Origin of the sequence: Micromonospora sp. WMMD967, assembly GCF_029626165.1 — a bacterium.
In the GTDB taxonomy this organism is placed as follows: Bacteria; Actinomycetota; Actinomycetes; order Mycobacteriales; family Micromonosporaceae; genus Micromonospora; species Micromonospora taraxaci.
Map to the genome: position 1 here is coordinate 3,813,128 of NZ_JARUBK010000001.1, position 25,573 is coordinate 3,838,700.

At 67.6% G+C, this 25,573-nt stretch carries 19 protein-coding genes; 10 read left to right on the forward strand and 9 right to left on the reverse strand.

Features of this window, described 5'->3' with window-relative positions:
* Positions 1-188: 188 nt before the first annotated feature.
* The 7 genes from O7631_RS17680 to O7631_RS17710 all read right to left on the reverse strand — a co-directional run bounded on the left by O7631_RS17680 (position 189) and on the right by O7631_RS17710 (position 11,006).
* The gene (locus O7631_RS17680; RefSeq protein ID WP_278145192.1) at positions 189-2,654 is read right to left on the reverse strand and encodes a DUF87 domain-containing protein; all 2,466 of its coding nucleotides are present in this window, start codon (positions 2,652-2,654) and stop codon (positions 189-191) included.
* Entirely contained in the window at positions 2,654-4,405 is a 1,752-nt protein-coding gene (locus O7631_RS17685; protein WP_278145193.1) for a DUF87 domain-containing protein, read from the reverse strand. The genes O7631_RS17680 and O7631_RS17685 overlap by 1 nt, the downstream gene beginning before the upstream one ends.
* Complete coding sequence (locus O7631_RS17690) at positions 4,402-5,292, reverse strand: PrgI family protein (protein WP_278145194.1); 891 nt, start codon at positions 5,290-5,292, stop codon at positions 4,402-4,404. The genes O7631_RS17685 and O7631_RS17690 overlap by 4 nt, the downstream gene beginning before the upstream one ends.
* Entirely contained in the window at positions 5,289-6,197 is a 909-nt protein-coding gene (locus tag O7631_RS17695; RefSeq protein WP_278145195.1) for a hypothetical protein, read from the reverse strand. Before O7631_RS17695 ends, O7631_RS17690 begins: the two co-directional genes overlap by 4 nt.
* A 23-nt stretch (positions 6,198-6,220) precedes the next feature.
* Positions 6,221-6,523 (reverse strand): pilin, encoded by a 303-nt coding sequence (locus O7631_RS17700; RefSeq protein ID WP_278145196.1) that lies wholly within the window; start codon positions 6,521-6,523, stop codon positions 6,221-6,223.
* Positions 6,524-6,920: 397 nt separating this feature from the next.
* Positions 6,921-9,968, reverse strand: a complete 3,048-nt coding sequence (locus tag O7631_RS17705; protein WP_278145197.1) for a P-loop NTPase fold protein — start codon at positions 9,966-9,968, stop codon at positions 6,921-6,923.
* 261 nt (positions 9,969-10,229) lie between these two features.
* A complete protein-coding gene (locus O7631_RS17710; RefSeq protein WP_278145198.1) occupies positions 10,230-11,006 on the reverse strand; it encodes a hypothetical protein in 777 nt (258 codons plus the stop codon).
* A gap of 392 nt (positions 11,007-11,398) precedes the next feature.
* On the opposite strand from O7631_RS17710, the gene O7631_RS17715 reads away from it, so the two are divergent.
* The 10 genes from O7631_RS17715 to O7631_RS17760 all read left to right on the forward strand — a co-directional run bounded on the left by O7631_RS17715 (position 11,399) and on the right by O7631_RS17760 (position 22,008).
* Positions 11,399-11,860, forward strand: a complete 462-nt coding sequence (locus tag O7631_RS17715; protein WP_278145199.1) for a hypothetical protein — start codon at positions 11,399-11,401, stop codon at positions 11,858-11,860.
* Positions 11,853-12,695, forward strand: a complete 843-nt coding sequence (locus O7631_RS17720; RefSeq protein ID WP_278145200.1) for a DNA methyltransferase — start codon at positions 11,853-11,855, stop codon at positions 12,693-12,695. Before O7631_RS17715 ends, O7631_RS17720 begins: the two co-directional genes overlap by 8 nt.
* Positions 12,696-13,336: 641 nt before the next feature.
* Positions 13,337-14,524 (forward strand): hypothetical protein, encoded by a 1,188-nt coding sequence (locus O7631_RS17725; protein ID WP_278145201.1) that lies wholly within the window; start codon positions 13,337-13,339, stop codon positions 14,522-14,524.
* Between the two features lie 175 nt (positions 14,525-14,699).
* Complete coding sequence (locus O7631_RS17730) at positions 14,700-15,731, forward strand: DUF4192 domain-containing protein (RefSeq protein WP_278145202.1); 1,032 nt, start codon at positions 14,700-14,702, stop codon at positions 15,729-15,731.
* Between the two features lie 5 nt (positions 15,732-15,736).
* Positions 15,737-16,189, forward strand: a complete 453-nt coding sequence (locus tag O7631_RS17735) for a hypothetical protein (RefSeq protein ID WP_278145203.1) — start codon at positions 15,737-15,739, stop codon at positions 16,187-16,189.
* 242 nt (positions 16,190-16,431) lie between these two features.
* A complete protein-coding gene (locus tag O7631_RS17740; protein ID WP_278145204.1) occupies positions 16,432-16,710 on the forward strand; it encodes a hypothetical protein in 279 nt (92 codons plus the stop codon).
* A 280-nt stretch (positions 16,711-16,990) separates the two neighbouring features.
* The gene (locus tag O7631_RS17745; RefSeq protein WP_278145205.1) at positions 16,991-17,659 is read left to right on the forward strand and encodes a GGDEF domain-containing protein; all 669 of its coding nucleotides are present in this window, start codon (positions 16,991-16,993) and stop codon (positions 17,657-17,659) included.
* On the forward strand, positions 17,656-18,948 hold the full coding sequence (locus tag O7631_RS17750) for a hypothetical protein (RefSeq protein ID WP_278145206.1): 1,293 nt from the start codon (positions 17,656-17,658) through the stop codon (positions 18,946-18,948). The genes O7631_RS17745 and O7631_RS17750 overlap by 4 nt, the downstream gene beginning before the upstream one ends.
* A gap of 453 nt (positions 18,949-19,401) precedes the next feature.
* Complete coding sequence (locus O7631_RS17755) at positions 19,402-20,199, forward strand: pentapeptide repeat-containing protein (protein ID WP_278145208.1); 798 nt, start codon at positions 19,402-19,404, stop codon at positions 20,197-20,199.
* 909 nt (positions 20,200-21,108) lie between these two features.
* Positions 21,109-22,008 carry a helix-turn-helix transcriptional regulator gene (locus tag O7631_RS17760; protein ID WP_278145209.1) on the forward strand — a complete coding sequence of 300 codons (900 nt, stop codon included), beginning with the start codon at positions 21,109-21,111 and terminating at the stop codon, positions 22,006-22,008.
* Between the two features lie 26 nt (positions 22,009-22,034).
* Here O7631_RS17760 and O7631_RS17765 read toward each other — a convergent pair whose 3' ends face one another.
* Positions 22,035-23,141: a hypothetical protein gene (locus tag O7631_RS17765; protein ID WP_278145210.1), complete on the reverse strand. Its 1,107-nt coding sequence runs from the start codon at positions 23,139-23,141 to the stop codon at positions 22,035-22,037.
* A 377-nt stretch (positions 23,142-23,518) separates the two neighbouring features.
* Positions 23,519-25,546, reverse strand: coding sequence for a hypothetical protein (locus tag O7631_RS17770; protein WP_278145211.1), 2,028 nt, complete (start codon positions 25,544-25,546; stop codon positions 23,519-23,521).
* Between the last annotated feature and the right edge of the window lie 27 nt (positions 25,547-25,573).

The window sequence follows — 25,573 nt, forward strand, 5'->3', positions numbered from 1 at the left end:
GAGAGAGAGTCCCGTAGGGAGTCTGGATGAGTTGATCTCTATTCCGGCTCTGGCGTCAGGCGGGTTGGGGCAGGTCAGGAACCTGACAGGCCAGGGGCGTGGGACTCGTGTGGGGTCTCGTGTCGCGGACACCCCCAGACGAGTCCCCGGTGCCGCACCCAGCCGAGCCCCTATGCGAGCCGGAGCGTTCAGCGGTCGAGGTCGGTCATGCGCCGCTTCATCGCGGTGCGGGCGAGCTGCTGCATCGGCGGCTCATCACCGGTGCGGCTGTGGGCGGCGGCGCACTCCTGCCGGATCGCGGTCGCTTCACCCACCGGCGGCGCCGGCGGGTTGGTCACGAACGTGAACGCGGGTAGCTCGCGGTTGCCGACCAGCAGCCGGCCTGCGGCGGTGTAAACGTCGAGGTGCGCGAGGTCGTGTTCGTCCAGCTCGGGTTTGGTGTGTCGGGACAGGTCCCGCGCGTCGGCGGGGTCGACGTTGAAGAACAGCTTCGTGCGCGCGTTGGCCGACACCGCCGAGGCGATGTCGTTGGGCAGTTGCGCCAGGTCTTGGTGCGCCAGGACGAGTCCGAGCCGGAACCCGCGTGCCTCGGCCAGCATGTCCCCGACGCTGCCGGGCAGGGTGAGGAAGTTGTGGCATTCATCTACGTAGAGGTTGGCGTCTTTGCGCTGGTTTTCGGGGATGTTGGCGCGGGCGATGGCGGCCTGCCAGACCCGGGCGACGATCATCGAGCCGAGGATGCGGCTGGTCTCCTCGCCGAGGATGCCCTTGGGTAGCCGGCAGAGCAGCACCCCGCCGTCGAGTACCCGGCCCATGTCGAACGACGAGTGGGCGTTGCCGATCACGCTCTTGACGAAGTCGCGCAGCAGGAAGGCCCGGAGTCGGGCGAGGACGGGTGCGATGACCTGGCCCCGGAACTGTTCGTTGATGCCGTCGTACCAGAGCCAGAACCCGCCGAGGCCGTCCGGGTCGTCGAGCCCGTGGGTGAACCGGGCCCGGAAGTCCCGGTCCTGCAACAGCGACGGGACCAGACTCAGGGTTGGTTTCGCGTGGCGCATCAGGGTGAGGCAGGCGACGCGCATGGTGTCGTCCATGCGGGGTCCCCACTGGCCTTGAAAGATCTTGGCGAAGATGCCGACGAGGTTGTCCACGGCGAGGTGCGGATCGCCGCCGTCGTCGAGGGGGTTGAAGCAGCCGGGGTTCTCCTGGTCTGGGTCGATGATCACGATCTTCTTGGCGTAGGAGGCGGGTAAGCGGTCGAGGATGTCGGTGATCAGGTCCCCGCGTGGGTCGATGACCACGGTCCCGCGCCCGGCCTTGATGTCGCCGATGATCATGTTCAGCAACAGCGTGGACTTACCGACGCCGGTCTTACCGACGACGTGCACGTGCTGCCGGGCATCAGTGACAGTGAGGCCGATGCTGTGGTGGCCGATCTGTGAGCGGCCCAGCACCTTCACGCTCCGCCCGCCGGAGGGAACCTGCACGGGTGCGGGCACGGCCTTGGCCCTCGCCCGGTCGAGGCCCGGCACGGCGAGGTCTTGCGGCAGCGCGGCCAGGGCCGAGAGTTCCGGGACGGTGGCCAGGAACCCGCGCCGCAGTCGCCGTCCGGCGATCGTGGCCACCGGGTGGGGCATCTTCATCCGGCGTAGCCGGTTTGGGCCGGTGTACGCCGCGGCGGCCGAGGCGATGGTGTGCCCGAGCCCGACGAGGCGTTCGCGAACCCGTCCGGCCCGCTCCTTGTCCACCGGTGGGCGGTCGGGGTCGGCGGCGACGGCGAAGCGGACCGCGATCTCGAAGTGCGGCACCCGCACGGCCTTGTCCACGACGGTGCGGGCGTCGGCGATGGCTACTGGGTCCCGGTCGGCTGCCCGCCCCGCTGTGGCGCGCGACGGGCTTCGCGGCCGGGACGGGCCAGGCATGAACACCTCCACGAGCCACAGCAGAGGCTCGATGGCCAACCGCGCCGCACCCGACACAGCCTGCGCCGCCATGTCGGGCCGCCCGTGCGGGTGGTTGCTCATGGTGGCCGCCGCCCGACGCGCCGCCCGCACGCGACGGGCGGGTGCCGGGCGGGCGAGGATCTGCACGCACGCGTGTTCGCGGGATCGGACCTCGGCCCCGGCGGCAAGCAACGCCCGCAGCGGGTCGGTGTCGTGCTCGCTGCGCAGCGGCAGCCTGTCGGTGTGTTGCGGCCAGTGCGCCCCGCCCACCTGCTCGCCCACCTCGGCCGGGATCGGCGCGGCGGCATCCGCGGTGGTGAGGGTCGCGGCGGGCCAGGCCGCCCGGATGGCGGCTTCGACCGCGCCGGGCGGCACCGTGCCCGGCACCCAGACCCGGATGGTCAGGGCCCGGCCGGTCCAGGTGTACTCCCACCCGACGTGTGGGTACCCGTAGACCCGGCGCCGCCACACCGACGGCGTCAGCACGCCCATGAGCGTCGTCCAGAACGCGGCGGCGGCCTCGGCGCTAACCTCCGGCGGTGCGGCGATGGTCAGCCACCGCACGCCCGCCGCGAGCCGCTGGTGCCGCCAGGTGAGTAGCCGGTCGTGGCTGAACACCGCTGCGAGGATCGCGGCGGCGGCGATGAAGCCGAGCCATGGCCGGGCGATGATCCAGTGCCCGATAGCGGCGGGCCAGGTCGGCGTGGTCATCAGTCGTCCTCCCCGATACCGGTTACGGCAAGCCTGTGCTCGGCCGCCGACCCCACCGCGCGGAACGGGATCCGGCTACGACCGGCAACAAGCAGCCCTTCGCCGCGTGGTGCCGACAGCAGCAGCCGTGATTCCCCAGCGGTCAGGCCGAACGCCTCGGACACCGCGTCGATGGACTGCGTGCTCTGGCGCATCAGCACCTGCGTCGCGGCGTTGGACACCACAGCGAGGCCAAGGTCGGTCGACAGGACGTCGGCCGCGTCCTGGGTGATCACGCACAGGCCGGCGGACCGTTTGCGGGCTGCCTTGGCCATCCGGAACAGAAACCGGCTGCCTTCGCCGTCGCGCATCAGCAGCCAGGCTTCGTCCACCACGACGAGCTGCCGTCGCCGGCGGGCGGCGGCAGCGGGTGTGTCGATGCCGGACCAGATCGAGTCGAGCGCCAGCAGCGTGCCTACCGTGCGCAGCTCGTCGGGCAGGTGCCGCAGCGACCACACCACCAGGTGCCCACGCGGGACGGTCGTGGTCGGGCCGTCGAACAGGCTGGCGAAGTTGCCGACCGTCCAGGGCGCGAGCCGGGCGGCGAGCTGCCCGGCGGCGGGGTCGTCGTCGGCGGTGAGCATGTCGGCGAGGTCCCGCAGCAGCGGTGCGGTTTTAGTCCAGGTGCCCGGGTCGCCGTTGATCCCGGCGCGGGCGTAGGTGGCGGTGATCGCCCGGTCCAGGGCGGCGCGTTCGGCGGGCGGCGGTGCCGCACCGAGCATGACCGAGATCAGGGTGTGCAGGTACAGGCCGCGGCGGGTGAGGGTGTCGGCCCGGTTGTCGGCGGGCAGATCGAGCGGGTTGACCCGCACACCTGGCTGGCCGAGCTGTACGACGGTGCCGCCGACGTGCTCGGCCAGAGGGGAGTATTCGTCTTCGGGGTCGATGACGGAGACGACCGTGCCCTGGTAGAGGTTGCGGAGCACCTCCAGTTTGACGAAGTACGACTTACCCGCGCCGGAGCGGGCCAGGACGACCGAGTTGTGGTTGTCCTGCGCCCACCTGTTCCAGATCACGACCCCGTTGCTGGTCGTGTTGACCCCGTACAGCAGCCCTTCGGGCGCAGCGACGGCGCCGGGGGCCGGGGCGGCGAGGTCCGCCGAGGCGAGGGGAAACGCCGCCGCGAGGGCGGTGGTGTCGAGGATGCGGCGCATCCGCAGCGGGTCCACGCCGACCGGCAGCGTGGAGATCCAGCCCTGGTAGTGCCGGAACGTAGCCGGTTGCAGGTCCAGCAGCACGCTGGCGGCGGCGGACTTCACGCCCGCGGTGACGACGCGCAGCTCATCGACGGTACGGGCGTGGATGGTGACGTAGATACCGGTCTCAAAGAGCTTCGCCGCGCCGCGGGCGACGCGCTCAGCGAGATCGGCGGCATCCGCTGCCGCCGCCTCCACCATGGGATCACCCAGGCGACCCTGGTCAGCATCGAGACGGAGCGAGGATTCGAGGCGGGCGCGCTGGCGCTTGAGCATCGGCGCGGCCAGTTGCGGCACCACCGGGTCCAGGTGCACCGCGACGTCGACCCGCGCGGGGTAGGACAGCAGCGGGTCCAACCAGGCTGGGCCGACCTCGGCCGGATACCCGCACACCGCGTAGGTGGCGGCATACCCGTCGCCGACCTGCACGTGCCACGGCGTGACCGTCAACGCGGCGGGGGAGGGCATCGCCTCCCCGCCCGCGTCCCTCGTCTTGTGCCGTTTCAACAGGTTCATGATGTGCTCCGCAGGGTGATCGGGGTGCCGGGTACCGCACGCGGGCCAGGCACCGGCGGGGAGAACGGATCGACCGCGCCGGCCAGCGCGGAGGCGACAGCCGGCCCGTCCAGAGCTGCGGCTTCGACACCGAGTCCGGACAGCGCGCGCACCGCGGCGTCGGCCCCAAACTCTCCGGTGACAACGGCGAGGACCTGGCGGCGCAGCGGATCGCGCTGGCTGTCGAGGTCTAGCAGGAACTCGGCGTAGTCGGCGGCGGCGGCCTGCAACGCCGGGTGCGCCAGGCGTGGTGCGTGGTCGGCAGTTGCCTGCGCGTAGACGGTCAGGTCGTGCCGCTGCGCGGCCACGACGATCTGCGCCGGCCCGGTCAGACTGTTGAGGAACCGACCAAACCCTTCCAACAGCGCGCCCTGTTCGCCGCTGGTGCGCAGGTGGATGTTCGTCGTGCCGCAGGCGATCAGGACTTTGCCGCTGCCCTCACTGGTCAGGACTCCGGTCGGGCCGAGCGCCGTGACCGGAGAACGCAGCTGCGCCGGGAGGCTCGGCTGGCCGGTCACGACCGCGACCGAGCTGGCCCGAGCCCTACCCGGGGCGAGCGTGTGCGGCCTGCGGCTGAGCGTTAACCCGTGCCGCAGCCACACGTCCAGCGGCAGGCCGTCACGGCGGCCGAGCGCCATCACGACCGCCACCGCGAACATGACCGTCCCGGTGACGATCCACGCCACCTGCGGCAGCAGTTGCCCGAACGTGCGGTAGACCCCAAGTCCGACGAGGCCCGTGCCGCCGATGATGCCCAGTTGCCGGAATGTCAACCCGAACGCGATGCGGTCGGGCTCGTTGACGTTGGCCGGGACGACGGCGCGCGGGACGTTGTCCTCGATCGTCATCGCCCACCTCGCACGGCGGTACGTCGTAGCCCGCCGAGCGGGAGACGGCGGGTGATGCCCTGGATGACCACTGCCCGCAGCAGAATCCCGCCGACGTTCGGCGACCCCTTGCCCGTGGCGTAGCGGCCCATCATCGAGGGGATCTTGACCGTCATCCACAGCACCACCGCGACCAGCAGCAGGTTCAACACGTCCGAGCCCGGCAGGCCGATCAACACCGGGATGCTCGCGTCCGGATCGGTGAGCAGTTGGATGCCGGTGGAGAACGCGATGGCCTGCAACACGGCCGTGCCCAGGCACCCCAGCAGGCTGCGCCACCACAGTTCCGCGGTGGGTTGCGTCCAGGGCAGGCAATAGCAGGCCAACGCGACCGGGGCGAGCCCGGCCAGGATGACCAGCACCGCAACGCGGACAACCCAACCGGTGACGAGGGCGAACATCAGCCCGACGATCAGCAGCCCGATGACCAGGGCGATGAGGGCGTTGGCAGGGTCGATGAGGGCGGCGGCCACGTGAGTGCGGGCCATCGTGACCGCTCGCGTGGTCGGCGCCGCCGCCGTGCCGACCATGGCCACCGTCAACGCGTTGGCCACATCGATGAGGACGGCGCAGAGCGGGACCGCGACGTTCGACAGGATGAACCCGACAATGAGGCGTGGCACGAGTTCCTTGACGCCGTATCGGACCTCGACCGAACTGCTGGTCATCGTCACGACGCCGGCGGTCAGCAGCGCGAGGACGTAGCAGGCGTTGACGACCAGCGCGCTCTTCTCGGCGATCGTCTGCACCTGCGGCAAGACAGTGACGTCCGGCGACAGGAACATCGACGACGTCAGATAGGCCAGGAGCCCGCCGAGGAGGTCTTGCAGCCGCTCGGCGAGCCATTCCACCAGGCCATTCATCATCCAGTCGACCATGACCGCTGCCCTCAGCCGCCGATGATGCCCTGCAGCACCTGCAGGATCACGGGGGAGAGAACCGCCAACGCGTAGCCGATCAAGGCGGACTTGAAGTTGCCCTTCGCCTGCTCGACCTGGGCCGGGTCACCGCCGGCGGCCATGTAGCGGAGACCTCCGATTACCAGGAACATCGTCGCGACCAGCGCGATGATGCCCATGATCCACGCGGTGATCGAGGAGATGACATCGTTGATGCTCTTGGGCGGCGGGGCTGGCGTCGGCGTGGGTGTGGCGGCGGCGAGGTCGGATAGAACTGACAGAGCTGTATGCATTGCGACGCTCCACAGGACTTCTGCGGGCCGCCGCGGTGGGGACCGAGGTGAGGCTTCGATTGGGCCGGTGGGGGCGCTCCTCCCTTGCTGTGGGCGAAGGGTTGCGGTGTCAGTACGCCGCGCCAGCCGTGCCGGACCGTGGGCCTCGCCGGATGTGGGTCCCCACCGGGCGGGCATGCCGTGGATGACATGCACCGCCCAGATCTCGGCTGTCAGGCCGATCGAACTCGCATGGCGCCTGTCTCGACCTGGCAAGACCAGTCAGCCACTCACGTAGGCTTTGCGCTTGTACCGGTGGGCCAGGCGGTGGTATTCGGTGGATCATGATGGGCACGCACTCGAGGCCGTGTAGGCGATCTACACGGCAGCGAACCACCCGCACACGTCGACTAACGCCCTATTGGGGCGCGGGATCCCACATGTCCAGGATTGCCTGGTCGTGCTGTCGGTACCCAGCCTCACTTAGCCAGTCCCGCAACACCGCAGCTGCGATATCACCGGACCCGGAGCGATGCCGGTAGACCTTGGAGTACTGATTACGGCCTGCGGTATCGCGCCGCGCATAGTTTCTGAGGTCGACGACCGCAGCGAGCCCTTCGGCGGTTGTCAGCGATAGGTGCAGGAGCGGGGCTTCGTGTGGGGGCGACTGTGCATCGAGCTGTGTCCATATCATATTGGCGGTCTGCGCACATCGGACGAGCGCGTCAGTGAGCTCGAACAGGCCATGCAGGGTGAATGCTGCAGGGAGGGGCGCGCTACGGGCCCGCGTCTCCGCTGGTCGGTGCTGATTGTCGAGCTCGGCCAGGTGAAATCCGATACCGACGGTTAGCAGCAGCGACCGCTGGTTTGGGCTCTGCGCGACGTGGCCCGTGATGAGTTGCGCACCGGCCCTGACCGGAAAAGCCTGACGCATGCCAAGCGCGCCAGGCGTAGCGGCCCGAGCACCGGACTGAGCGGTGGTGTAGTAGCGGCCGTCCGCGTCGCTGATGGCCCAAGGCTCGGCGGCTATCCCCCAGTCGGAGCGGCGCGTCCTGAGCCAGTCGCTGATCGCTGCGCTTTGCATCGCCGCGAGGAGGATTTCTTCACGTGCCTCGACTGGGGGACCCCATCCGTTGTAGGCGCGCGCAGGAGTTTCCTCGCCAGCGGGCAGCAGCACGGCGACCTGCAACATCAGGTCGAAAGCTCCGCCTCCATCGCTCATCAATGACGGACGGTGGTTGGTGAAGGGATGGCGGTGCTCCTCGCGCGGTGTCGGCAGCAGTCTTCCCGGTTCTGTGGTGCCAGCGTCGAGTGCCTCGATGAGGGTGCTGGCGGCGAACCGGCGTCGGTTCGCCCACGACACGTCCGCCCGGTCGAGAGCGCCGAGCTGAATGCCCGCCGTTGCACTGTCCAACTGCGCCCGCACTGCGGAAACACGGTGGCGTCCGACACGCCCCAGGAACGCCGTCGCGTCGAACCCACCTATACGGGTGTGATGAGGGCCGCTGGACGAGAATACGACCTCGATGTCGACCAGTCGGGCCGCAAAATCCGCGATTGGCAGACCACCGTCTACGGCGCCCGTGATCCGCCGGTCGACTTCCGCGTCGCCAAACGCCGACTCCAACCGGGAGACATACAGGCTAACCGGTTCGATGGGAGCGGAGTCGCCAAGACGAGTGTTCTCCTGGACCCGCTCCCACGACGCTTCGTATGTGGCCCGGACGACGTCCGCAAGCCACGATGAGCCGGGAGGCTGGGCGGCCAAACGCGCGATGGTGGCGTCGCCCGGCTCGGGCACAGCCATCCGGATCGCCTTCAACAAGTACGGCAGTAAACCAGGATCGCCCGGCACGGTGGCGGGCAGCGGCCCGCCGTCGGCCCGTTGCAGCAGCGCCGCGAGCCAAACGGTCGCCTCCTCGTCAGGCCCGAACCCGCCCGCCGCAGGAACGCGAAGGTGGCCGAACTGTTCGAACACGTACGGGAGCACCGCGGCTGCCTCGCTGCCGGACAGTTCTGCGGACAACGACGCTGTCCGACGGAGTGTCCGGGCGGTCCGGTCGCATGCATGGGCGTCAGTGAGATCAGGTCGCAGCGCCAGGGTGAGGTCTCCGGCCGCCCTGCCAGGGCGTCCCTCTGCTAACTCTCGAATGGCCTGGAAAAGGGTACTGTCGCTAATCTCGCCAGTGATGGAAGTCAGGGCGAAGTACCGCTCGGTGTAGTCGCGATCGCTGATCCGTCGCTGCCCGCGCCGCCGGTGCTGAGCAACTGCCCATCTCGCCGGGTCGGCGGTCAAACGTGGGAAGAGTCGTTGCAGGGCATCCGCGACTCGACCGATATGCGGCGCCGGGACGTCAAATCGGGCCAGCGCCGCCTCGTCGAATTCGGCGCGAAGGTCGGCGTGGTCGGTGGTGTCGACGAGCGCGCCGCGGTGCATTGCGATGGCCTGGTACAGGCGTGGATAGGTGATTCGCAGGAATGTGAGGGCAATGAAGTCGACGACATCGACCTCAGCAGCGCCGACCATTGGCAGGTAGATGTCGACCTGGGCGAGCAGCCGGGCCACGCTGCGCGGTTCGGTCAGGACCCGCAGCAGCAGCGCCTCACGCTCTTCGACCATGCGGCGTTGCGCGTCCTCGCTGAGCGACGCGGACGCCCGGCCGAGCGCGCCAGCGAAGCCGGTGTTGAACAGCGACTCAGCGTGCTCCAGACGGACCGGCGGCTGCTCGAGGCGTAACGTGACGATCTTCTCCAGGAACGCGACGGCTCGGGCACCGTGCTTATCGGCGATCGGTGTTGTGGACAGCACGTCGAGGATGGTTTCTTGGTCGTACGCGAGGACGTAGTGCACGTGCGGCAGCCGGCCCAGCACCCGCACCGCCCGGAACACCGCCAGGAGTTGCTCGGGCTGTAGCCGGTCGACGTCGTCGATGACGACTAGCGTCGGACGGGCCAGCGCGTGCAGTGCCTCGCGGACCTGGTCTGCCTGTTCCTCAAGGGTCGTGCCCTGGTCGGTAAGCCGTTGCAAGACCTCGTTGGCCACCGCAGTCGCGGCGCTACCGACCACCGGCACCATGGACAGCGCTGGCGTGGCAAGAACGCCGTACCGGGAGAGTTGTTGCCGGACCCGGGTGCCAGCGGTGGTTTTCTCGGGCACTGCGGCGCGGATCGCGCCGAGCAGCTCGGTGACGACCGCGTCGGGACCGGACAACGCCCACGGATTGATCCAAGTGATGCCCCACCGATCAGGGCTGAGTCCCGCCACGATCATCCGGATCGTGCTGGTCTTACCGCTGCCCCACGGACCGACCAATCCGACCACCGTGCTGCTCGGCCGGGAGCCGATTTGGTCAAGCAGGGTGACCGCGCGAGCCACGAAGGGGCCGCGCCCGAACACGTCTGAGCTCAACTCGTCGATCGGGTCGTCGACCCACCAGCTGCCGTCGGGTAAGCCGGACACCGTCATCCGCCAGCCACCTCCATAGCCGCAGCCAAGGTACCGAACCGACGCTCCCACAACTCATTTGGCGCAAGATTACATGCACGGATCTGGCTGCGATCTGCGTGCTTGCCATGGTGATGCGGGAAGCAAGTATGGCCAGCTGGAGTGGTCGGCCAGGTAGCGAGAGCAGCCCCCGGAGTAGCTGCAATGATTGCGTCGAGACGGATCTCTATCTGTCACAGCGCCTACCTATGGACTCGGCCTGTTCCCAAGCGGGTGGCGTTCTCAGGCCGCCAGGGCGGCCTCGCTGCGGCCGTACGAGGGGATCGGGCCGGATAGGTCCCCCCGCGTGACGGCGGAGGCAACGATGCGTTCGGCACGGCGGCGGCGCATCCGCAGGACCGGGCCGGTCACGCCCTTCTCGGCAGCCAGGTGTTCGATCAGCGCGTCGCCGAAACGGGTGGCGCTGATCAGTTCAGCGGCTTCGGTCGTGATCAGGCCGGCAGCGGCTGCCCGACCGAGCAGCAGGTCCGGATGCCCGTACGGCATCGTTGGTGACCGCGACCCGGTGGACAGGTCCAGCGGCAATTCCTCGCTGTTAGGGGTTCTAACGATCGCGGCTCCGGCCCGCCAGGCTGCCCAGCACAGCCTCAGCCACAGTCGGGGTGGGGCGAGATCCGCCTTGCGCAGAGATTGCAAAAATCCGGCTAGGACTTCGGAGTCCACGTCGTCGGCGTGCCGCGCATGGCCGCGGCTGATCTTCGCCGCGAGGTGCGTCAGCGCGGGCAACGCCACGCCGATCGCGCCGACGACCCAGGCCGGTCCCCATTCGCGGGCGTGGTGGGCCAACTGCCGCCACAACTCGTCGGTGGTGTCGCTGTCATAGCGCTCGAACATGAGCAGCTTGCGTAGCTCGTCGAGCGGCAGCGTGGTGTCTGGTAGGCCTGGCACCGGCCGGGCGTCGAACACCAGTGGGGCGGGTTCGCAGGTCAGCAGTTCGAAAGCCTTCTCGGCGGTAGTTAGCGCCGTGTTGGCGGTCCGCGTGCGGGTGGTCGTTGCCATGTTGGTGTCTCCCTGACGAGTGCGCTTCGCCCGCTGCGAAGGCTCCGAGACCTCCGATTGGGACAGCGCGACCTGACACGACGAGCGTTTGTCAGACCCGGATAGGTCGTGACCGGCCGTGTCAGGTTCGCCACTGCGCTCATCCGCCGGCCTCTTGACTTGGCTGTCAGACCGCCCGGGGTGACCGGTGCTGTCAGGTCAGGGGTGGGTTCGATCGGCCTGTCAGCGGCGCACTGGGGATCGTCAGTACGCCCGCCGGTTCGGGGGCCACCGAGCCCATGACCGACAGAAACCATCGCCATGCACCGATTCCCGTGGGGGACGTGGTGCCCGGCGACCCGCCCGTGCCGATCACTGTCTGGCCGGTCCCCGCCCCTCACGAGGGGGAGACCATGTCCAATGCGATGGGCGTGCGGTTGGTCCACAACCTCACCCACCCGTTTGACCTCATCATCGACCTGGCCGAAGGACCGCAGTTGGCGCGCGCAATCATCGCGGCACACCGCCGTAGTCATCTGCAGGCGGCCCGCCCTCCGGTCGGCTGGGGCCGAGAGTTGGCGACGCTGATCGTCACTGGCTGGCCGCTTGCCGACGCCTCTGCGGTCGACTTTTTCCTCCGCTGCCGCGCTCATCTCGTGCCGGGAGGCTGCGTGGCGGTGGTGCTAGCGCACGGCGACGTCTCCCTGCCGATCGACGTCGTCATCGCCGCGAAGCGGGCCGGGCTGGCGTACCTGCAGCACATCGTGGCGGCCGATCGGCTGCCCCGACGTGGCCAGCAGGCGCAACTGGCGATCCACACCGACGTGCTGATTTTGACCCGCAGCGTGATAGAGGGCGGGGGAGTCGATGGCTGAGAGCCTGCCGATTACCTCGGTGTGGCTGACCTGCCAGATACCCGCCCGTGACCAGCGGCGAGGCCGCTACGTCCGGGAGACTTCCAGCCATCCGGCTAAGATGTTGCCTCACCTGGCCGCGTACGCGATCAGCGCGTACACGGCGCCGGGGGATGTGGTGTTTGACCCGATGTGCGGGTGCGGCACCACGTTGGTGGAAGCCGTGCACCTCGGCCGGCAGGGAGTCGGGATCGACGTCGAGCCCCGCTACACCGCACTCGCTGAGGCCAACGTCGCTCTTGCCGCGTCGCAGGGTGCCGCCGGTACGGCGACGGTGGTCACCGGGGACGCCACCGGGTTGCTCGACCTGGTGCCCGCGTCGGCGGTCGGCAAGGTGAGTCTCGTGCTTACCTCGCCGCCGTATGGGCGCGGGACGCATGGCCTGGTCCAGACGACGCGGACCGGGGTACGCAAGCGGGACCACCTGTATGGGGACCGGGAGCGTGGCAACCTCGCCTATGCGGGGTGGTCCCGCCTACTTGACGGTTTCGCCTCCATCTTGTCCGCCAGCTACCAGCTGTTGCGTCCCGGAGGGACCGTGGTTATTACCTCCCGGCCGGTACGCCGCCAACGCGATGACCTGATCGATCTGCCCGGCGAGCTGCTCGCCGCCGCACGGTCAGCCGGGCTGGTCCCGGTGGAGCGGACGGCGGCGATGCTCGCCGCCGTCCGTGACGGGCAGGTCGTGCACCGGGCCAGCATGTTCGGGATGATGGCGGTCCGCCGCAGCCGCGACGACGGCATCCCCGTGCACTTGGTGGCGCACGAGGACGTGCTGGTCCTCCGCCAGCCCTGAGAGTCTTGCCAGGTCCAGGAGTATCGGGCCTGGCAAGACCGACGCCGGATAGGGCTTGACCGCCGCTGCCGAGATTATCCAGCGGACTTCAGTTCCGGCGGGTCCTGCTGCAGCCGGCAGACCCGACACAAGGTCGACGTCGCTGGGCTGTCAGGTTCTGCCAGGAGGCCGAACCTGACAGCCTCGTCGACGGCGCTCCCGGACGGGCTAGCTTGAGGGCTCTCCTTACTTTCCATGTGCCTTTGATCTGACGCCTCGCGCGACGGCATCGCTCCCCACCAGTCATGGTCGGCCGCCGCCGCCAGCCTCGGATCTAGCACGTACCGATCCCGCGCTCTTCGCCCTCGCGACGAGGGCGCGGCCCCACCTTCCCTTTAGGCGGTCACCAACCGGTGGCCGCCTTCTTGCTGTCCTAAGGAGGGCAACATGCGTCGTCCCGGCCGACACCTGAGAGACGGTGACGTCCCACCAGACCTCCGTCACCCCACTCCACTCGACCTTCTCCGCTGCGCCTTCGCAGCTGTGGGCGAACACACCGGAGTGCACCCGAACCACTACATGGCCACCGCTCGGGTGGCCGCGTGCGCCAGGTTGGTCACGGGCGGATCCTTGGCTCACACCGGCGGCCGAGCGGTGCAGCGATGACCCGCGGGAGCCCAGCGGATTGGGCCAGTGCTCTGCATGCCGAAACGGCGGCTGCCATCGAGCAGCGGGCGGCTCTGGCCGTCGCGGCCCGTTGCGCCCTCATCGACGCGCTGCGCAGCAGGTTGATCTGCCGGCCCGGATGCGAGGATGCCCTCGCGACCTGGGGCTTGGACCCGCTGCCGCAACGGTGGACCATCTCCGCCGGGGCGCAGTTGTCGTACACGCGTTCGCACACCAACGATGACGAGGCCCGCGAGCAAGCGCGCTGGGGTGTACCGGACGACCTGCGACTGCTACAGCCGGCGATTGCGGTCTACCCCCAACACGTCATCGACGTGGCACCTGCACCCGAAGCCGACGACGAACCTGGGCCGCAGCCGTACCGCATCACCGTGCAGGTCATGCTCCAGACCTGGGCCACAGCGGTCCGGGAGACGGACGCGCACGACGCCACCCGCACAACAATGGACGCGCATCTGCGGGCGCTGGCCGAGGCCGGTATCACGCTGAGCAGGCTGACATGGCAATCCGTCGACAGCCCTGACGAGGCCCTACCGGATGACGTGGACACCGATGTAGGACCCCTGGTCGGCGCGGTAATGCTGACCGCCGTCGACGGGTTCGCCGCTGCGACGGCGGCGCGTGACAGAGCCCTACAGGCCCTCGCCGACCTGCGTCGCAGCATCCGGGCCCGCTCGATCCGCGCCCTGGTCGACGACGAGTTCGGCGGCAACTATCAGCACGCCGCACAGCGGGTCAACCAGTTCCTCGTCGACCTCGGGCTCGACCCCCTGCCTCAAGCACACCACGTCACGGTGATCGCCGACCTCACGTTGCCGGTCGGCGACGGCACCTCCGACGATGCCTGCGACGCGGCACGACACCGGATGCGCGCGGTCACCACGATCAACCCGGATGAGGCGCGGCCGTGGACCGCGTACGGCTGGACCATCCCCGAGAACGCCACCGCCGATCAGGACGGCTGGCGGATGCCGTGGCAGCACGAGTACGAGATGTGGCTACGCGGACACGCCACTCCCGCCGACGCCACCACCGCAGCCGAAGCCCTCGTGCGCGCAGACCTGACCCGGGCACTGGCCGGAATCGACCACAACCTGGTCACGGTGACCTCCAGCGTCGAGGGCCACGGCATCGACTTCTACCTGGACCCGGACAGCGACTGACCGTCCGCCGCCGCATCTCTGCGTCCCGGAGTAGCTGTCAGCGGGCCTGCCGCCCACGAACCGCCTTCGGTTGGCACCTGCCCGCGGACCGGCGGAGGGCGTGCCGCTAGCCACAACTACGCCGTCGCACCGGCTTTCCACTCCTCTAGCGGACCCACTCTGACAGGAGATCAACGTGTCGTTTCCCGAAAACAAACTGACGGTCCGATCCTCAGCCGACCTGGCGACCGCAGTGCCGTACCTCATCGGCTTCCATCCCAGCGACGGCAGCATCGTCGTGATTGCCTGCCGAGACCGGCGGATCGTGTTCGCCGCCCGAGGTGACCTGCCGACCCTCGGATCCCCCGCGCATCATCTGCGTGACCTCACCGGTCACCTCGTCCCTGTCGTGCAGCGGCAGCAGCCGATCACCGACCTTGTGATCGTCGGCTACGGCGCCCAGGAACACATCGACCCGGCACTGCGTGTCGTCGGCGACGAGTTCACCGCCACCGGGCTGGCCGTGCGAGAACTGTTGCGGGTCACCGAGAACCGCATCTTCAGCCTCACCTGCGACGATCCTGTCTGCTGTCCACCAGAGGGCACCCCCTTCGACCCCACCACCTCACTCGTCGCCGTGCACGCGACGGTCGCCGGGCTCGTCGCAAGACCGGACCGGGCGGCAGTAGCCAGCCGATTCACCGCCGTCGACAGCACCCGTGACGGCATCCGACACGCCACGAGCGAGGCGACGGCCCGCATGGCGGCCGTGAAAACCACCGGCAGCAGTGCGGTGTACGAGGCCGGCGTCCATGCGGTCCGCGGTGCGCTGCGGCAGCACGACGACGGCACACGCCTCACCGACGGTGAGGTGGCCTGGCTGACCGTGCTGATGACGCACAGGCCGGTGCGGGACCTCGCCGTTGACCTCACACAACCGCACGACCAGCACGTCACCTTCTGGGCCGAGGTCACCCGCCGCGCCGACGAGCCGCTCGTGCCGGCGCCCGCGACCGTACTCGCGCTCACCGCATGGCGCTGCGGTGACGGTGTTCTGGCCGTCATGGCTGCCGAGCGCGCCCTGCAGGTCGACCCCGACTACCAGCTCGCCGTCCTGCTCCTGCAGGCCTTGCACTCCGGTCTGCCGCCCTCCGTCTTCGAACAGGCGGCCAGCACCCACCCCAACCCATCCATCCCAAGCCCGAAGACCTCTACCGAACAGGAGTAACCACCGTGGATCCCATTCGCAGCATCCTGCTGTCCCTAGCCCGAATCGCCGAAGAAGCCCGACTGCGTTGGCACGCCGAACGCGCCGCCCTGCGCGCCCGCGGGGAAACGCCCATCCGCACCGGAGCATTCGCCTACAACGTCCAAGCCACCCTCTGTCTGATCACCGCGATCACCGCCGCCAACCTTCCGGCGAACTTCCGCCTCTACGACACCACGCTGTCCCGAGACCCGCTCACGGCAGCCGCGCAACTTCGCGAGGTCTGCTCCGCCTACGACCACAGTGGCCCGATCGAGGCCACACACGAGGCGGCGCGCCTGGCCTACAAGTCGGCGTTCGCCGAACCGCTCACCGCCCAGGAGCAGCACTACGTCGACCTGCTCGTCGACATGCCCGCCGCGCGACGCGACAAGATCATCGAAGTGGCGGAGGAACGCTCCCGCCACCTCCCGGAATGAGCATCGGCGTACCTGCCGGCGGCATCGGCACTCGCCCTCCGGGCAGGGCGCAGCGACAGACGCTGCTCCATCCGCGGCTGCCGTGGACCAGTCCCCGCCGGTGCCCGCCAGCGTCGCCACGACGGGGGAGTGAGCCACGACGACGCAACCCGCAGCCCGGCACAGCCAAGCGGCCCACCACAGCAGGACCTGCTTCGGTCACAGGGCGCGCCAGCATAGACAGCAACCCACGAAAGGCACTGATGAGCCTGTACACCCTCACACCCAAGCCCGGGTTCGAGCGGTACACCGTCCAGATCGGCTGGAATCCCCACCGCACGTATGTCGCGACCGTCGTCGACTTCACCTGGGACCCGGTCACCGAACCCCAATACCAGCCCGACACCATCCACCTCGGCCGGATCGAGACGCTTCTCGATCCGGCCGAGGTGCTTGTAGTCGTCGCGCCCTACGCCGAGATACCAGCCGACCTACCCGCCAGACTCCGCGCCGACCAGGCCGCGCACCCGGTGCGCCGCTGACACCAAACCCCTGGTTGCTGGACGTCGCATGGCGCGCCAACGGCGGCAACCAACTCGCAGGCACGCCATCACGAGCATTGCTGACTGAACCGCCCCGATGGCGCCTCCTCGGGGAGGTCGTCATCATCACCGATGCCGTGAGCCCGAGCGGCACGAACCCGCAAACCCGGCCCGCCTAAGGCGGGCCGTCGTCGTATTCGGACCCGGGACGCGCCGCCTGGAAACGATCGCGTCCCGGGTTCTCCTGCAAAGGAGGAACCCAGTGTCCCTACCACTGATCATGATCGCCACCGCGGTGGTGGCGCTCGCCCTGGGCAGGCTCACCGCCTGGCCGACGATCCGCAGCCTCCGCACCCAACTCGCCCACGCCACCTGGTCGATGCTCCACGACCCGCTCACCGGCATGCTCAACCGCGCTGGCCTGCAAGCCGCACACGCCACGCTCGCCGAAACCGGCCCGATGATCGTCGCCCTGATTGACCTCGACGACTTCAAGCGCGTCAACGACACCCACGGCCACGGCCGAGGAGACGACCTCCTCATCCAAGTCGCCGACCGCATCACCGACATCGCCGCTCTTCACGGGGGCGCCGCCGCGCGGCTCGCCGGCGACGAATACGCCGCACTCCTGCCGGCCCGCACCGACGACCTGGGCCGCATCGCCGACACCATCGCCACCATCGTCACCCAGCCCATCGCGCTTCCCGCAAACAGCAACCCCGCCACGGTCACCATCACCGCCAGCGTTGGCCTGGCACTCGTCGACACAGGAGACCCCTTCACCGAAGTGGCCCTGCACCGCGCCGACATCGCCATGTACCACGCCAAACGAACCGGCCGGAACCGCCACGCGATCTACCAACCAGGCATGACCATGCCGCCCGTGCAGCACCGTCGCGGACCGCGCCTGCGCGACCAGCACCAGCCGACCGGCGAGGCCACGGCATGACCGCCCCGCACGAAGAGATGGCCTGCCAGACCTGCCTCTCACCGCTGAACACCCTCGGCATGCCCCCCACCTACATACACCCGACCCACCTCGCCACCGACGGACACGAACCAGCGCCCATACCGGTCAGCCAACTCGACGCCGTGCGCCGCAGCTGCGACTTCTGCGGCGACCCATACCCCATCTGGACGCTGCATGGCGGCGAGGTCACCGCCATCGCCATCGGCCCCACCACAGGGCTGGTCCAAGACTTCGGCGACTCCTGGGCGGCCTGCGCGGCCTGCCAAACCCACATCGACGAGGGCCGCAACGACAAGGTCATCGACCGCGCGATACGGGAACTCGGCCTCACTCACCAACATGCGCGACAGCGAATCGAGGAACTTCACCTCGCATTCCTCAACGCCCGACTCCCCGGCCGCACGCTCATCACGACGACCACCTGGCCTGCAACCACCATCACCGCCGCAGAACTACCCAAGGTCCGTGACCGGCTCACCCGTTTCTACCGAGGCACCGACAACCTGCCCGCCACGCTCGGAATCACCGACACACGCCAGCAGATAGCCGCTGGTCTCGAGCGATCACACCTGTACTGGATCGACAACGACTTCACGGACCTGGCTGAACACGCCGCAGGACAGCTGCCCGACGTACACATCAGCCGCGACCTCATCCCCTCCGCCAACGGAATACTCATCTGGCCCCGGCCAGTCACACACCGGCAACTCACCGCCGCATCCTGGACCGACGCCACCCACGGCCGGACATTAGTCCTCTACCGCAGCGTCGGCGGCGGACTGCACGGCAAACCGCTGCAACGGCTACGCGAACAGGTCGGTTCGCTCGCACCGGCGAGCGCAACCCACCTCTCCGAACAGCACGTGATACCCGGCGACCATCCGGCGGCAGCGCTGGTCGCGACGTGGCTGCTGATCGCCCAGCAAACGGCAGAAGTCACCACGACGCGAGTCGACAAAGCCGTCGCCAAGACCTACGCCCGCACCAACCGACCCGTACCCGAGCTGCGCATCGTGCGCATCCGCGGCCACCGCACCCCCTCAGGCTCAGACGGGCAACCGACGCCAGGCAGCCAAGAACGCTCCCAGACCAGCCGGTTCTGGGTCTCCGGCCACTGGCGTAACCAAGCCCACGGCCCCGGCCGATCGCTGCGCCGCCCCGTCTACATCCACCCCTTCCTCAGGGGCCCCGACGATGCGCCGATCAAGCTGAGCACCACCGTACGCATGCTCAGGAGCCACCAAACCAAGCCCCAAGATCATAAATAGATAGCGTTGTCGGCGGCGGAACGGGTCTGCTGGCCCCGCCGCCGACAACGAGGCCTCACTTTCGATGGAAGCTGCCGCAGCTCGTTGGTTGCCACCGTTTCACCGCCTGACCTCATCCCTTCGAGACTCGGCGTTGAATGGCCGGCCGCACGGTGTCGTCGGTAATCGGGTGTGCCGACAATCCGACAGCAGTGACCGTCACGGTGAGCCGTCCGGTACGAAGACAAGCTGCGCTGTCGTCGCCGAGGGGGTCCAGCCTTGCCCGTCACTGGCCGTCAAATCTCAGGCCGCCAAATGCCCGTGGCAACTCGCAAGAAAGGTCCAATTGAGGTGCAAGGTACTAGGAAGAGGGGCTTTCGTGCCTCCCGTGAGGCCCCTATACCCGGCTGGATTCGGCGTCAAAATGGCTCCCGTTCAAGGCGGAATGCTGGCAGAAGGCCGGACTGGGGACAAATGGCAGTAGCGGGTGCAGCTATTGGGGCATTGCTGGTCAGCGGTGTCGGTGTCATCTACACTGGCCGGTCTGTCAAGGTTGCGGCGGATTCGGTCGCGGCGGCCCGCGACGAAATCCGACTGTCTGAGCAAGGGCAAGTAAACGAACGCTATTCTCGCGGGGTGGAACACCTTGGTTCGGACAGCCTGGATGTTCGGGTTGGTGGAATCTTGGCACTCGAGCAAATTGCTAATGACGCGCCGTCGAGGGCCGCTGCTGTTCGGGCGATTCTGAACTCGTTTATCTCGATCCATGCGCCGCGACGTGACGTTCGCTCTGTTCGGGTGATCCCTAGAGTTAGCGCCGGCAGCTTCAATCCTAGGCACGTAGCCCAGGATACTGGCGTCGCGTTGGCTACGCTTGGAAGAGTCGGGGGTCCTATCTCCTTGTCTTATCTGGATCTCGGAGGGGCGGCTTTCTCTTCCGGAGACTATGCCAATTCTTGGTTCTGGGCCACCGACCTCTCAAGCTCTGCGGCTTTCAGCGCTAACATGCAAGGCAGCGTATTCTGTTACTCCGATTTATCGTTTGTGTTCTTCTCTCGTATTGACCTGAGGGGTGGCAACTTCGAGTCTGCTAATCTCACTGGCGCACGGCTGGAGCAGTCGGATCTCCGAAACGCGAACTTTACAAACGCCACGCTTGCGGGAGCTCTTTTGATCGGAAGCGACCTTCGAGGCGCTAAGATCACCGCCGATCAGTTGGCGACGACTGTTACTGATGCGTCGACCAAGTTGCCAGAAGCGCCGGCTGACTGAATGGCAATCGCGGCAGAACCTTGTAGCGGTGACAGAGTGGACCTCCGACCTCAGCGTTGAAGACCTGTGACCCACGACTTCCCGCAGCTGAAGCTTCGTGGCGAGCAGCCTTGGGTTCAACCCGGCGCGAAGCTCGGGCGGCCGTCACGAGAGAGCTGGGCGCGGTGATAGGGATTCAGTGAGCGGCCGATGAATACTTCGACTCCGAGCGCTGTCAGGCCAGTACAGGGTGTGCAACTCGTAGTTCAACCCTGCGGAGCCCTCGGCAGGTCTGAAAGCCAAATACCGCGTCGAGATTGGATGATCTTTAACCGCTGATCCCGTTGCCAGGAGGGCGTGCGGGGTGTGTACGCCGAGCATGCTGTCCGCGTTGACTCCCTGCCTCCGGGTGCGTCTTGTGTCGGCGCAGCATCACACCGTCGGTGCGGCCAACATGTGCCGGCGCCCAGTCCACGACGAGCAGCCGACCCGGCGTCAGGCTTACGCCGAGCTCTTCGGGGCACTCCGCATCGCCGCCTGCCACGGCGATTCGCTGGCCTCGACACTGCCTCCGGAATTTCCCAATCCGTTTGGTACGCCGGCTGAACCAGCAGAATCCGATCCTGCGAATCGGTGATCAACAGTCCGGCCGCCATCCGCTTGTGTTGAAGACCAGCGGTGAATTCTTGGGGGCGGAGGGCATGCGGGCACCGTAGAACTCCCGGCAGCCGACACGCCCGCAGCACCGCGCACCAACAATGTCGGCACATCCCGACACCAACTCCAACACCCGACGTCTTGACCAGGTTCGGGGACATCTAGTGGTGCGACCTCGCCACATGAAATGCCGGCTGCCGGTCCGACGCGTGTCACAGCCAGTCGCTGCGGTGACTGCGCATCGTCAGCGCTCAACCCGGGGGGTGGTGGCCGATGGGCGACAGCGATGAGATCAGTGCTGCGCGCCGAGCGCTCGGCCGTCGCCTCGCGCACCTACGCAAGGCGGCCGGACTCACGCAGCACGGCCTCGCACCTCTCGTGTGGTATGCCCGCAGCTCCATCGCCAGCATCGAAACCAGCCGGCAGCAACCCGAGCGGACGTTCTGGAACCGCTGCGACACGATCCTTCGAACGGGCGGCGTATTGACTGCCGAGTACGACCGCATCATCGAGCTGGACCTGCACCGTCAACGCGCCCAAGCCGACACCTCGGCGGCCAGTAGTGAGGTGCTGGGGGATCCCGAGGAATGCATCACCGCACGCCGGTCGGCCCTGATAGGCAGCACAGACGATGACGCCCGGCTGACGCACTTGGAACTCGAGATCCAGCGGGCGATCATTGACATCGAGCGCTTCGCGCCTTGCGCGCTGGTCGCCCGTCTGCGTCCGCTGAGGGGGTGCGTCGACGAGCTGATGGCCGCCATGCAACACCCACCGCAACGGGCTCGGCTCTACATGGCTGCCGCGCACCTGTCCGGACTACTCGCCACCCTCGCCCTGGACCTGAGGGCCTTCCGCATCGCGCGCGCGTACGCCGCCGAGCTGTACGACCTGGCCGTCGCCGCTGAGCAGCCGGACGTACTGGCCTGGGCCCACGCCACGCAGAGGCTGATCGCCAACCACGGCAGCGATCCACAGGAATCCCTCGCTGATACAGCGGGCGGCCTGGGACAGGTCGACAAACGCCTTCACCGTTTCCGCGTGGTTATCAACGGGCTGGCGGGGCATCTGCCCGCGTCGGCGATCGCAACGACGTCGTCTGCGCCGCCGGAGGTGCCGTCGCGTCCATACATGCAGCCGACAGACGCGGGTCAGCTCACCTTGTCTGAATGACCCGTACTCACCGCATTGGTCGTCCGTCAGAGCCGGTGAAGCTTGCGCCATAAGCGTGTGTCGGTGCGCTGCCACAGGCTTTGGGTGCGGTGGTCGTACCCGTCGCCGAGCCCCAGGGTCAGCCTCAAAAGCCCTTGTGGGGGGTGTTCCGGACGACGCTTCAGCTCGATCACTTGGTAAGCAGTGACGCTCTGGGTGTTGAGCGACTTCAGTCGCTTGAAGGCCTGATCGCGCTCCCGCTTCATCTGCGTGTCGGCGGAGTCGCCCTCGTCTAGGAGTCCGGGGGTGAAGTGCCATGGCTCAACATGAGGACGGAGCACCTCGTGGACTGCTGGGAGCACGTCGAGGGCGAGGTTGTCGAGGTCCTTCCCCTGCGGCGGAGGCACCACCAACATTGTGACTTTGATGGGGACGACGAGGTTTTGCAGCACCGGCCACCTGCCCCGAAGCGCCTCCATGCTCTCGTACAACGCATCGCGGAAGGTCCGCCGGTCGGCGCTGCTTTTTGGAAGACCTGGTAACGGCAGCGTTAATGGGAACGACAGCAGGTCCTGCCACCGCTGGGTCTCGTGCTGCTCGACCATATCAATCAGCTCGGGCCAACGCCGGACCCCGCCGCCGGCGCGAATGCCCGACTCCGAGATTTGGTGGGGGGCTGATGAAATCGCACCATCCACCAGTCGATCCATCGCGTTTAGCAACCGCCTTTGAGTCAGCTCAAGGTTCTGGTAGGTATTCCATGCCAGCAGGGACGCGCTGAACCGGTCCCGGGCAGGATCGCCGGTCGGTCGCGGTATCTCCGTATCCCACTCCGCACCCAGGTGGATGCGCGGGTAGTCGTCTTCCTCGTCCTCTCCGAGCACGCCCCAGTCTCTGCCGTATGGCTGTCCGACGCTTGATAACTCACGGGACACCCGCAGGTCCTCCACGGCGTCTCGCAGGGGCTGCGCGTAGATAATCGTCTTTGCGCCCTCGGGGCCGGGTGGGTGCCCTTCTCCCGGCCATGCCTGGTCTAGAGAGACATGCAGCAGCTTGACCTGACGGTCGTTGCGATACAGGAGCGGCCGGCTATCAGCGCTCAGAGCGGCGGTAGGGCCGGGCTGCTCAAGGACATCGAGTGCCCACTTCGCCATCCGATGAATCGTGGGGGGCGTCGGCCGCGTTGAGACGAACCGTAGTTCCAACGCGACTGGGCCGGTCATGGCTCGACGTCCTGCAGCTCGCTGTTGTGCGGCCACCTGCCGCTGGAACCTCCAGACCGCCCGACGACCCCGCTCACCTTTACCCTCCGGCTCCCCGTCCACGTCGATCCGCCTGACACGCCGGCGGCGCACGAACGATCGGTACTGCCATGCCTCAGGCGAAGACCAGAACCCGGATCCGACGGATGGGCGCATCGTCACCTCGAAATGGTAGAGAAGGACAAGGCACAGGCTCGGGTAGAGAGGCCGGCCCCGGCTCGACGCTCAGGCGGTCGAACTCGTGCTTGACTCACCGGTACTAGCAGCCGTCAGCGAGAATAGGACCGCGGTGTGTCCCGGTTACCGATGACGACACCGACTACGACGTAGCGGTCGACGCTGCTTCCGGTTGGTCGATGTGTCGCTACCCAGGTGGTCTCGCGGAGGTGTCGGACGCCGTCTGGGTGTTTCGTTAGGTCGAGTACGAGTAGCTGCCCGAGTGTGGCGTTGGTTCCGGAATAGTCGGCCGCTTGGGTCAGGTATGACTGTTCTAAGGAGGCGTCTGTCGCGTTGGTCAGTTCGCGCTTGACTTCGATGTAGAAGCGGATGGTTCCGAAGCTGACTTGGATGTCGACCCGTCCGGTGGCGACGTTGGAGACCTCGACTTGGATGCGGCCGGCCAACTGCCCGCCGCGTAGCCAGTTGGCGTAGTCGGTTTGCAGCTTTTCCTCATGAGGGGCTTCCCCGGCCCTGAACGGTTTGAGGTAGGCGAGGGTTCCGGACAGCTGCATGTCATGGCGCGTAGCAAGGAACGTTGCCAGCTCCCAGTTCAGAAGATCAAAGTACTGCCGGACTAGACCCGCGTAGTCAGGGCAGTCCTGCAAGCCTGCGTCGAGTTTCCGCTTGAGGAGGTCGATCGCGGGTCCGCCGGCGGATTCCGAGATCCTGCGGTACGCCACGCCCTCCATGATGTCGAGGGCACCATCGTTGATGTCCCGGGCCAGCAGTTCGGCCTTGTGTTGACCGAGGACGGCGAGCAGGGTGGGGGCTCTGGAGATCAGCCGATCGAGTGGTAGGTCATCCTCCGATGTGTCGCCGGGCTCCCGTGCGTGCCGCTGCTCCACGGGGCGATCCGTGAGTACGTCGATCCTGCCCCGCAGCGCCTCCAGTTGCGGTGCTTCGATTGGTGGCTCCGGCATCGCTGCGGCCGACTCGGTGGCGTGGCGCAACGCGGCGAGTAGCGACTGCTGCTGAGCGATGGTCTTTTCGATGGTTGGCCGAATGACGGCTTCAAGGCCCGGCATTGCTGCGCTGCCGGGCACGGGACTGACCCCTCGATCCAGTTCGTACGCTTCCAAGACGGCCGAGAGCGCCTCCCATGCATCCAGCCACGCGGGAGCGGCGAGATGCTCCGCAGCGCTGTCGAGGATGAGGACAAGCCTCGCCCATGCTCGTTCTGCCTCTTGTCTGGGACGCCGCCAAGCGGGGGTATGCAGACCCCGAAGCCACGCCTCTCGATGGTTTAGCAGCGACGTCACGGAATCTCGGGAGGTCACGAGCATCGCACGGTCAGCACGCGAGAATGCCACGATCGCGTCGAGGCCGGCGCCATATAGGTTGGCGTCGTCGCGGGCCTCCTCAGCGGCGGCGGCGGTCGCCATCTGTTCGCGTGCTCGGATGATTAGGTCGAGCGCCGTCGTTGCTTGAGCGTTGGCGGCCTGGCGAAGCAGATCCAAGCCGTATTCGAAGGTGGCGTCAGCAGCAGCGTCTGGGACGCTGCGGAGACTGTCGAGGTCCTGCCGCAGCGTAAGGGCTAAAGCTTCGTCGGCGCCCCATCGGTCGAGTGCCGCGCCGATGAGGCGTGGTAGGCGCTCCGCGTACTCGGGGTCGATGTGGGGGACGTCGTCGAGCTCCAGGGCACCGATCACTCGGATTGGCCGCGCGGCGCCGGCGATGGCGAGTCGGAGTGCGCCTTCCAGATGCCCTGCGGCGAGGAGAGGCCAATCGTCGAGCGTGCTCGCGTGCCCGCGTAGAAGCGCATCACACAACCTTTGGCCTACCTGCTTGACGAACTCCGTGCTCCCCAATAAAACGTCGATCGCTTCATTCAGTGTGAGGAGGCTACGTTGGGTACCCACTCCTGCGAGGACTGCTTCGATCGTTGCCGGTTCTAGCGCTTCGCCGTCATCAAGTGCTCGAACCGTTGCCCGGCACACCAGGTGCCCTAGTGGGCCCGCCGCAGTGTCCCGGACCGCTGTCGCGGGATCCTCGACTACGAGGTCGCGCAGCAGGGACGTGAGCGACGGCGCGGCGTCGGTTACGGCTGCTTCCGCCAGGAGGCCGTCCAGAGCGTTCACCTCGTCCCCCCGACGTCGACGATGTCG

Bases quoted from the DNA above. Each gene is read 5' to 3' on its own strand.
- O7631_RS17680 (WP_278145192.1), bottom strand. From the start codon at position 2,654: ATGACCACGCCGACCTGGCCCGCCGCTATCGGGCACTGGATCATCGCC.
- O7631_RS17685 (WP_278145193.1), bottom strand. From the start codon at position 4,405: ATGAACCTGTTGAAACGGCACAAGACGAGGGACGCGGGCGGGGAGGCG.
- O7631_RS17690 (WP_278145194.1), bottom strand. From the start codon at position 5,292: ATGACGATCGAGGACAACGTCCCGCGCGCCGTCGTCCCGGCCAACGTC.
- O7631_RS17695 (WP_278145195.1), bottom strand. From the start codon at position 6,197: ATGATGAATGGCCTGGTGGAATGGCTCGCCGAGCGGCTGCAAGACCTC.
- O7631_RS17700 (WP_278145196.1), bottom strand. From the start codon at position 6,523: ATGCATACAGCTCTGTCAGTTCTATCCGACCTCGCCGCCGCCACACCC.
- O7631_RS17705 (WP_278145197.1), bottom strand. From the start codon at position 9,968: ATGACGGTGTCCGGCTTACCCGACGGCAGCTGGTGGGTCGACGACCCG.
- O7631_RS17710 (WP_278145198.1), bottom strand. From the start codon at position 11,006: ATGGCAACGACCACCCGCACGCGGACCGCCAACACGGCGCTAACTACC.
- O7631_RS17715 (WP_278145199.1), top strand. From the start codon at position 11,399: ATGTCCAATGCGATGGGCGTGCGGTTGGTCCACAACCTCACCCACCCG.
- O7631_RS17720 (WP_278145200.1), top strand. From the start codon at position 11,853: ATGGCTGAGAGCCTGCCGATTACCTCGGTGTGGCTGACCTGCCAGATA.
- O7631_RS17725 (WP_278145201.1), top strand. From the start codon at position 13,337: ATGACCCGCGGGAGCCCAGCGGATTGGGCCAGTGCTCTGCATGCCGAA.
- O7631_RS17740 (WP_278145204.1), top strand. From the start codon at position 16,432: ATGAGCCTGTACACCCTCACACCCAAGCCCGGGTTCGAGCGGTACACC.
- O7631_RS17745 (WP_278145205.1), top strand. From the start codon at position 16,991: ATGATCGCCACCGCGGTGGTGGCGCTCGCCCTGGGCAGGCTCACCGCC.
- O7631_RS17750 (WP_278145206.1), top strand. From the start codon at position 17,656: ATGACCGCCCCGCACGAAGAGATGGCCTGCCAGACCTGCCTCTCACCG.
- O7631_RS17755 (WP_278145208.1), top strand. From the start codon at position 19,402: ATGGCAGTAGCGGGTGCAGCTATTGGGGCATTGCTGGTCAGCGGTGTC.
- O7631_RS17760 (WP_278145209.1), top strand. From the start codon at position 21,109: ATGGGCGACAGCGATGAGATCAGTGCTGCGCGCCGAGCGCTCGGCCGT.
- O7631_RS17765 (WP_278145210.1), bottom strand. From the start codon at position 23,141: ATGGCGAAGTGGGCACTCGATGTCCTTGAGCAGCCCGGCCCTACCGCC.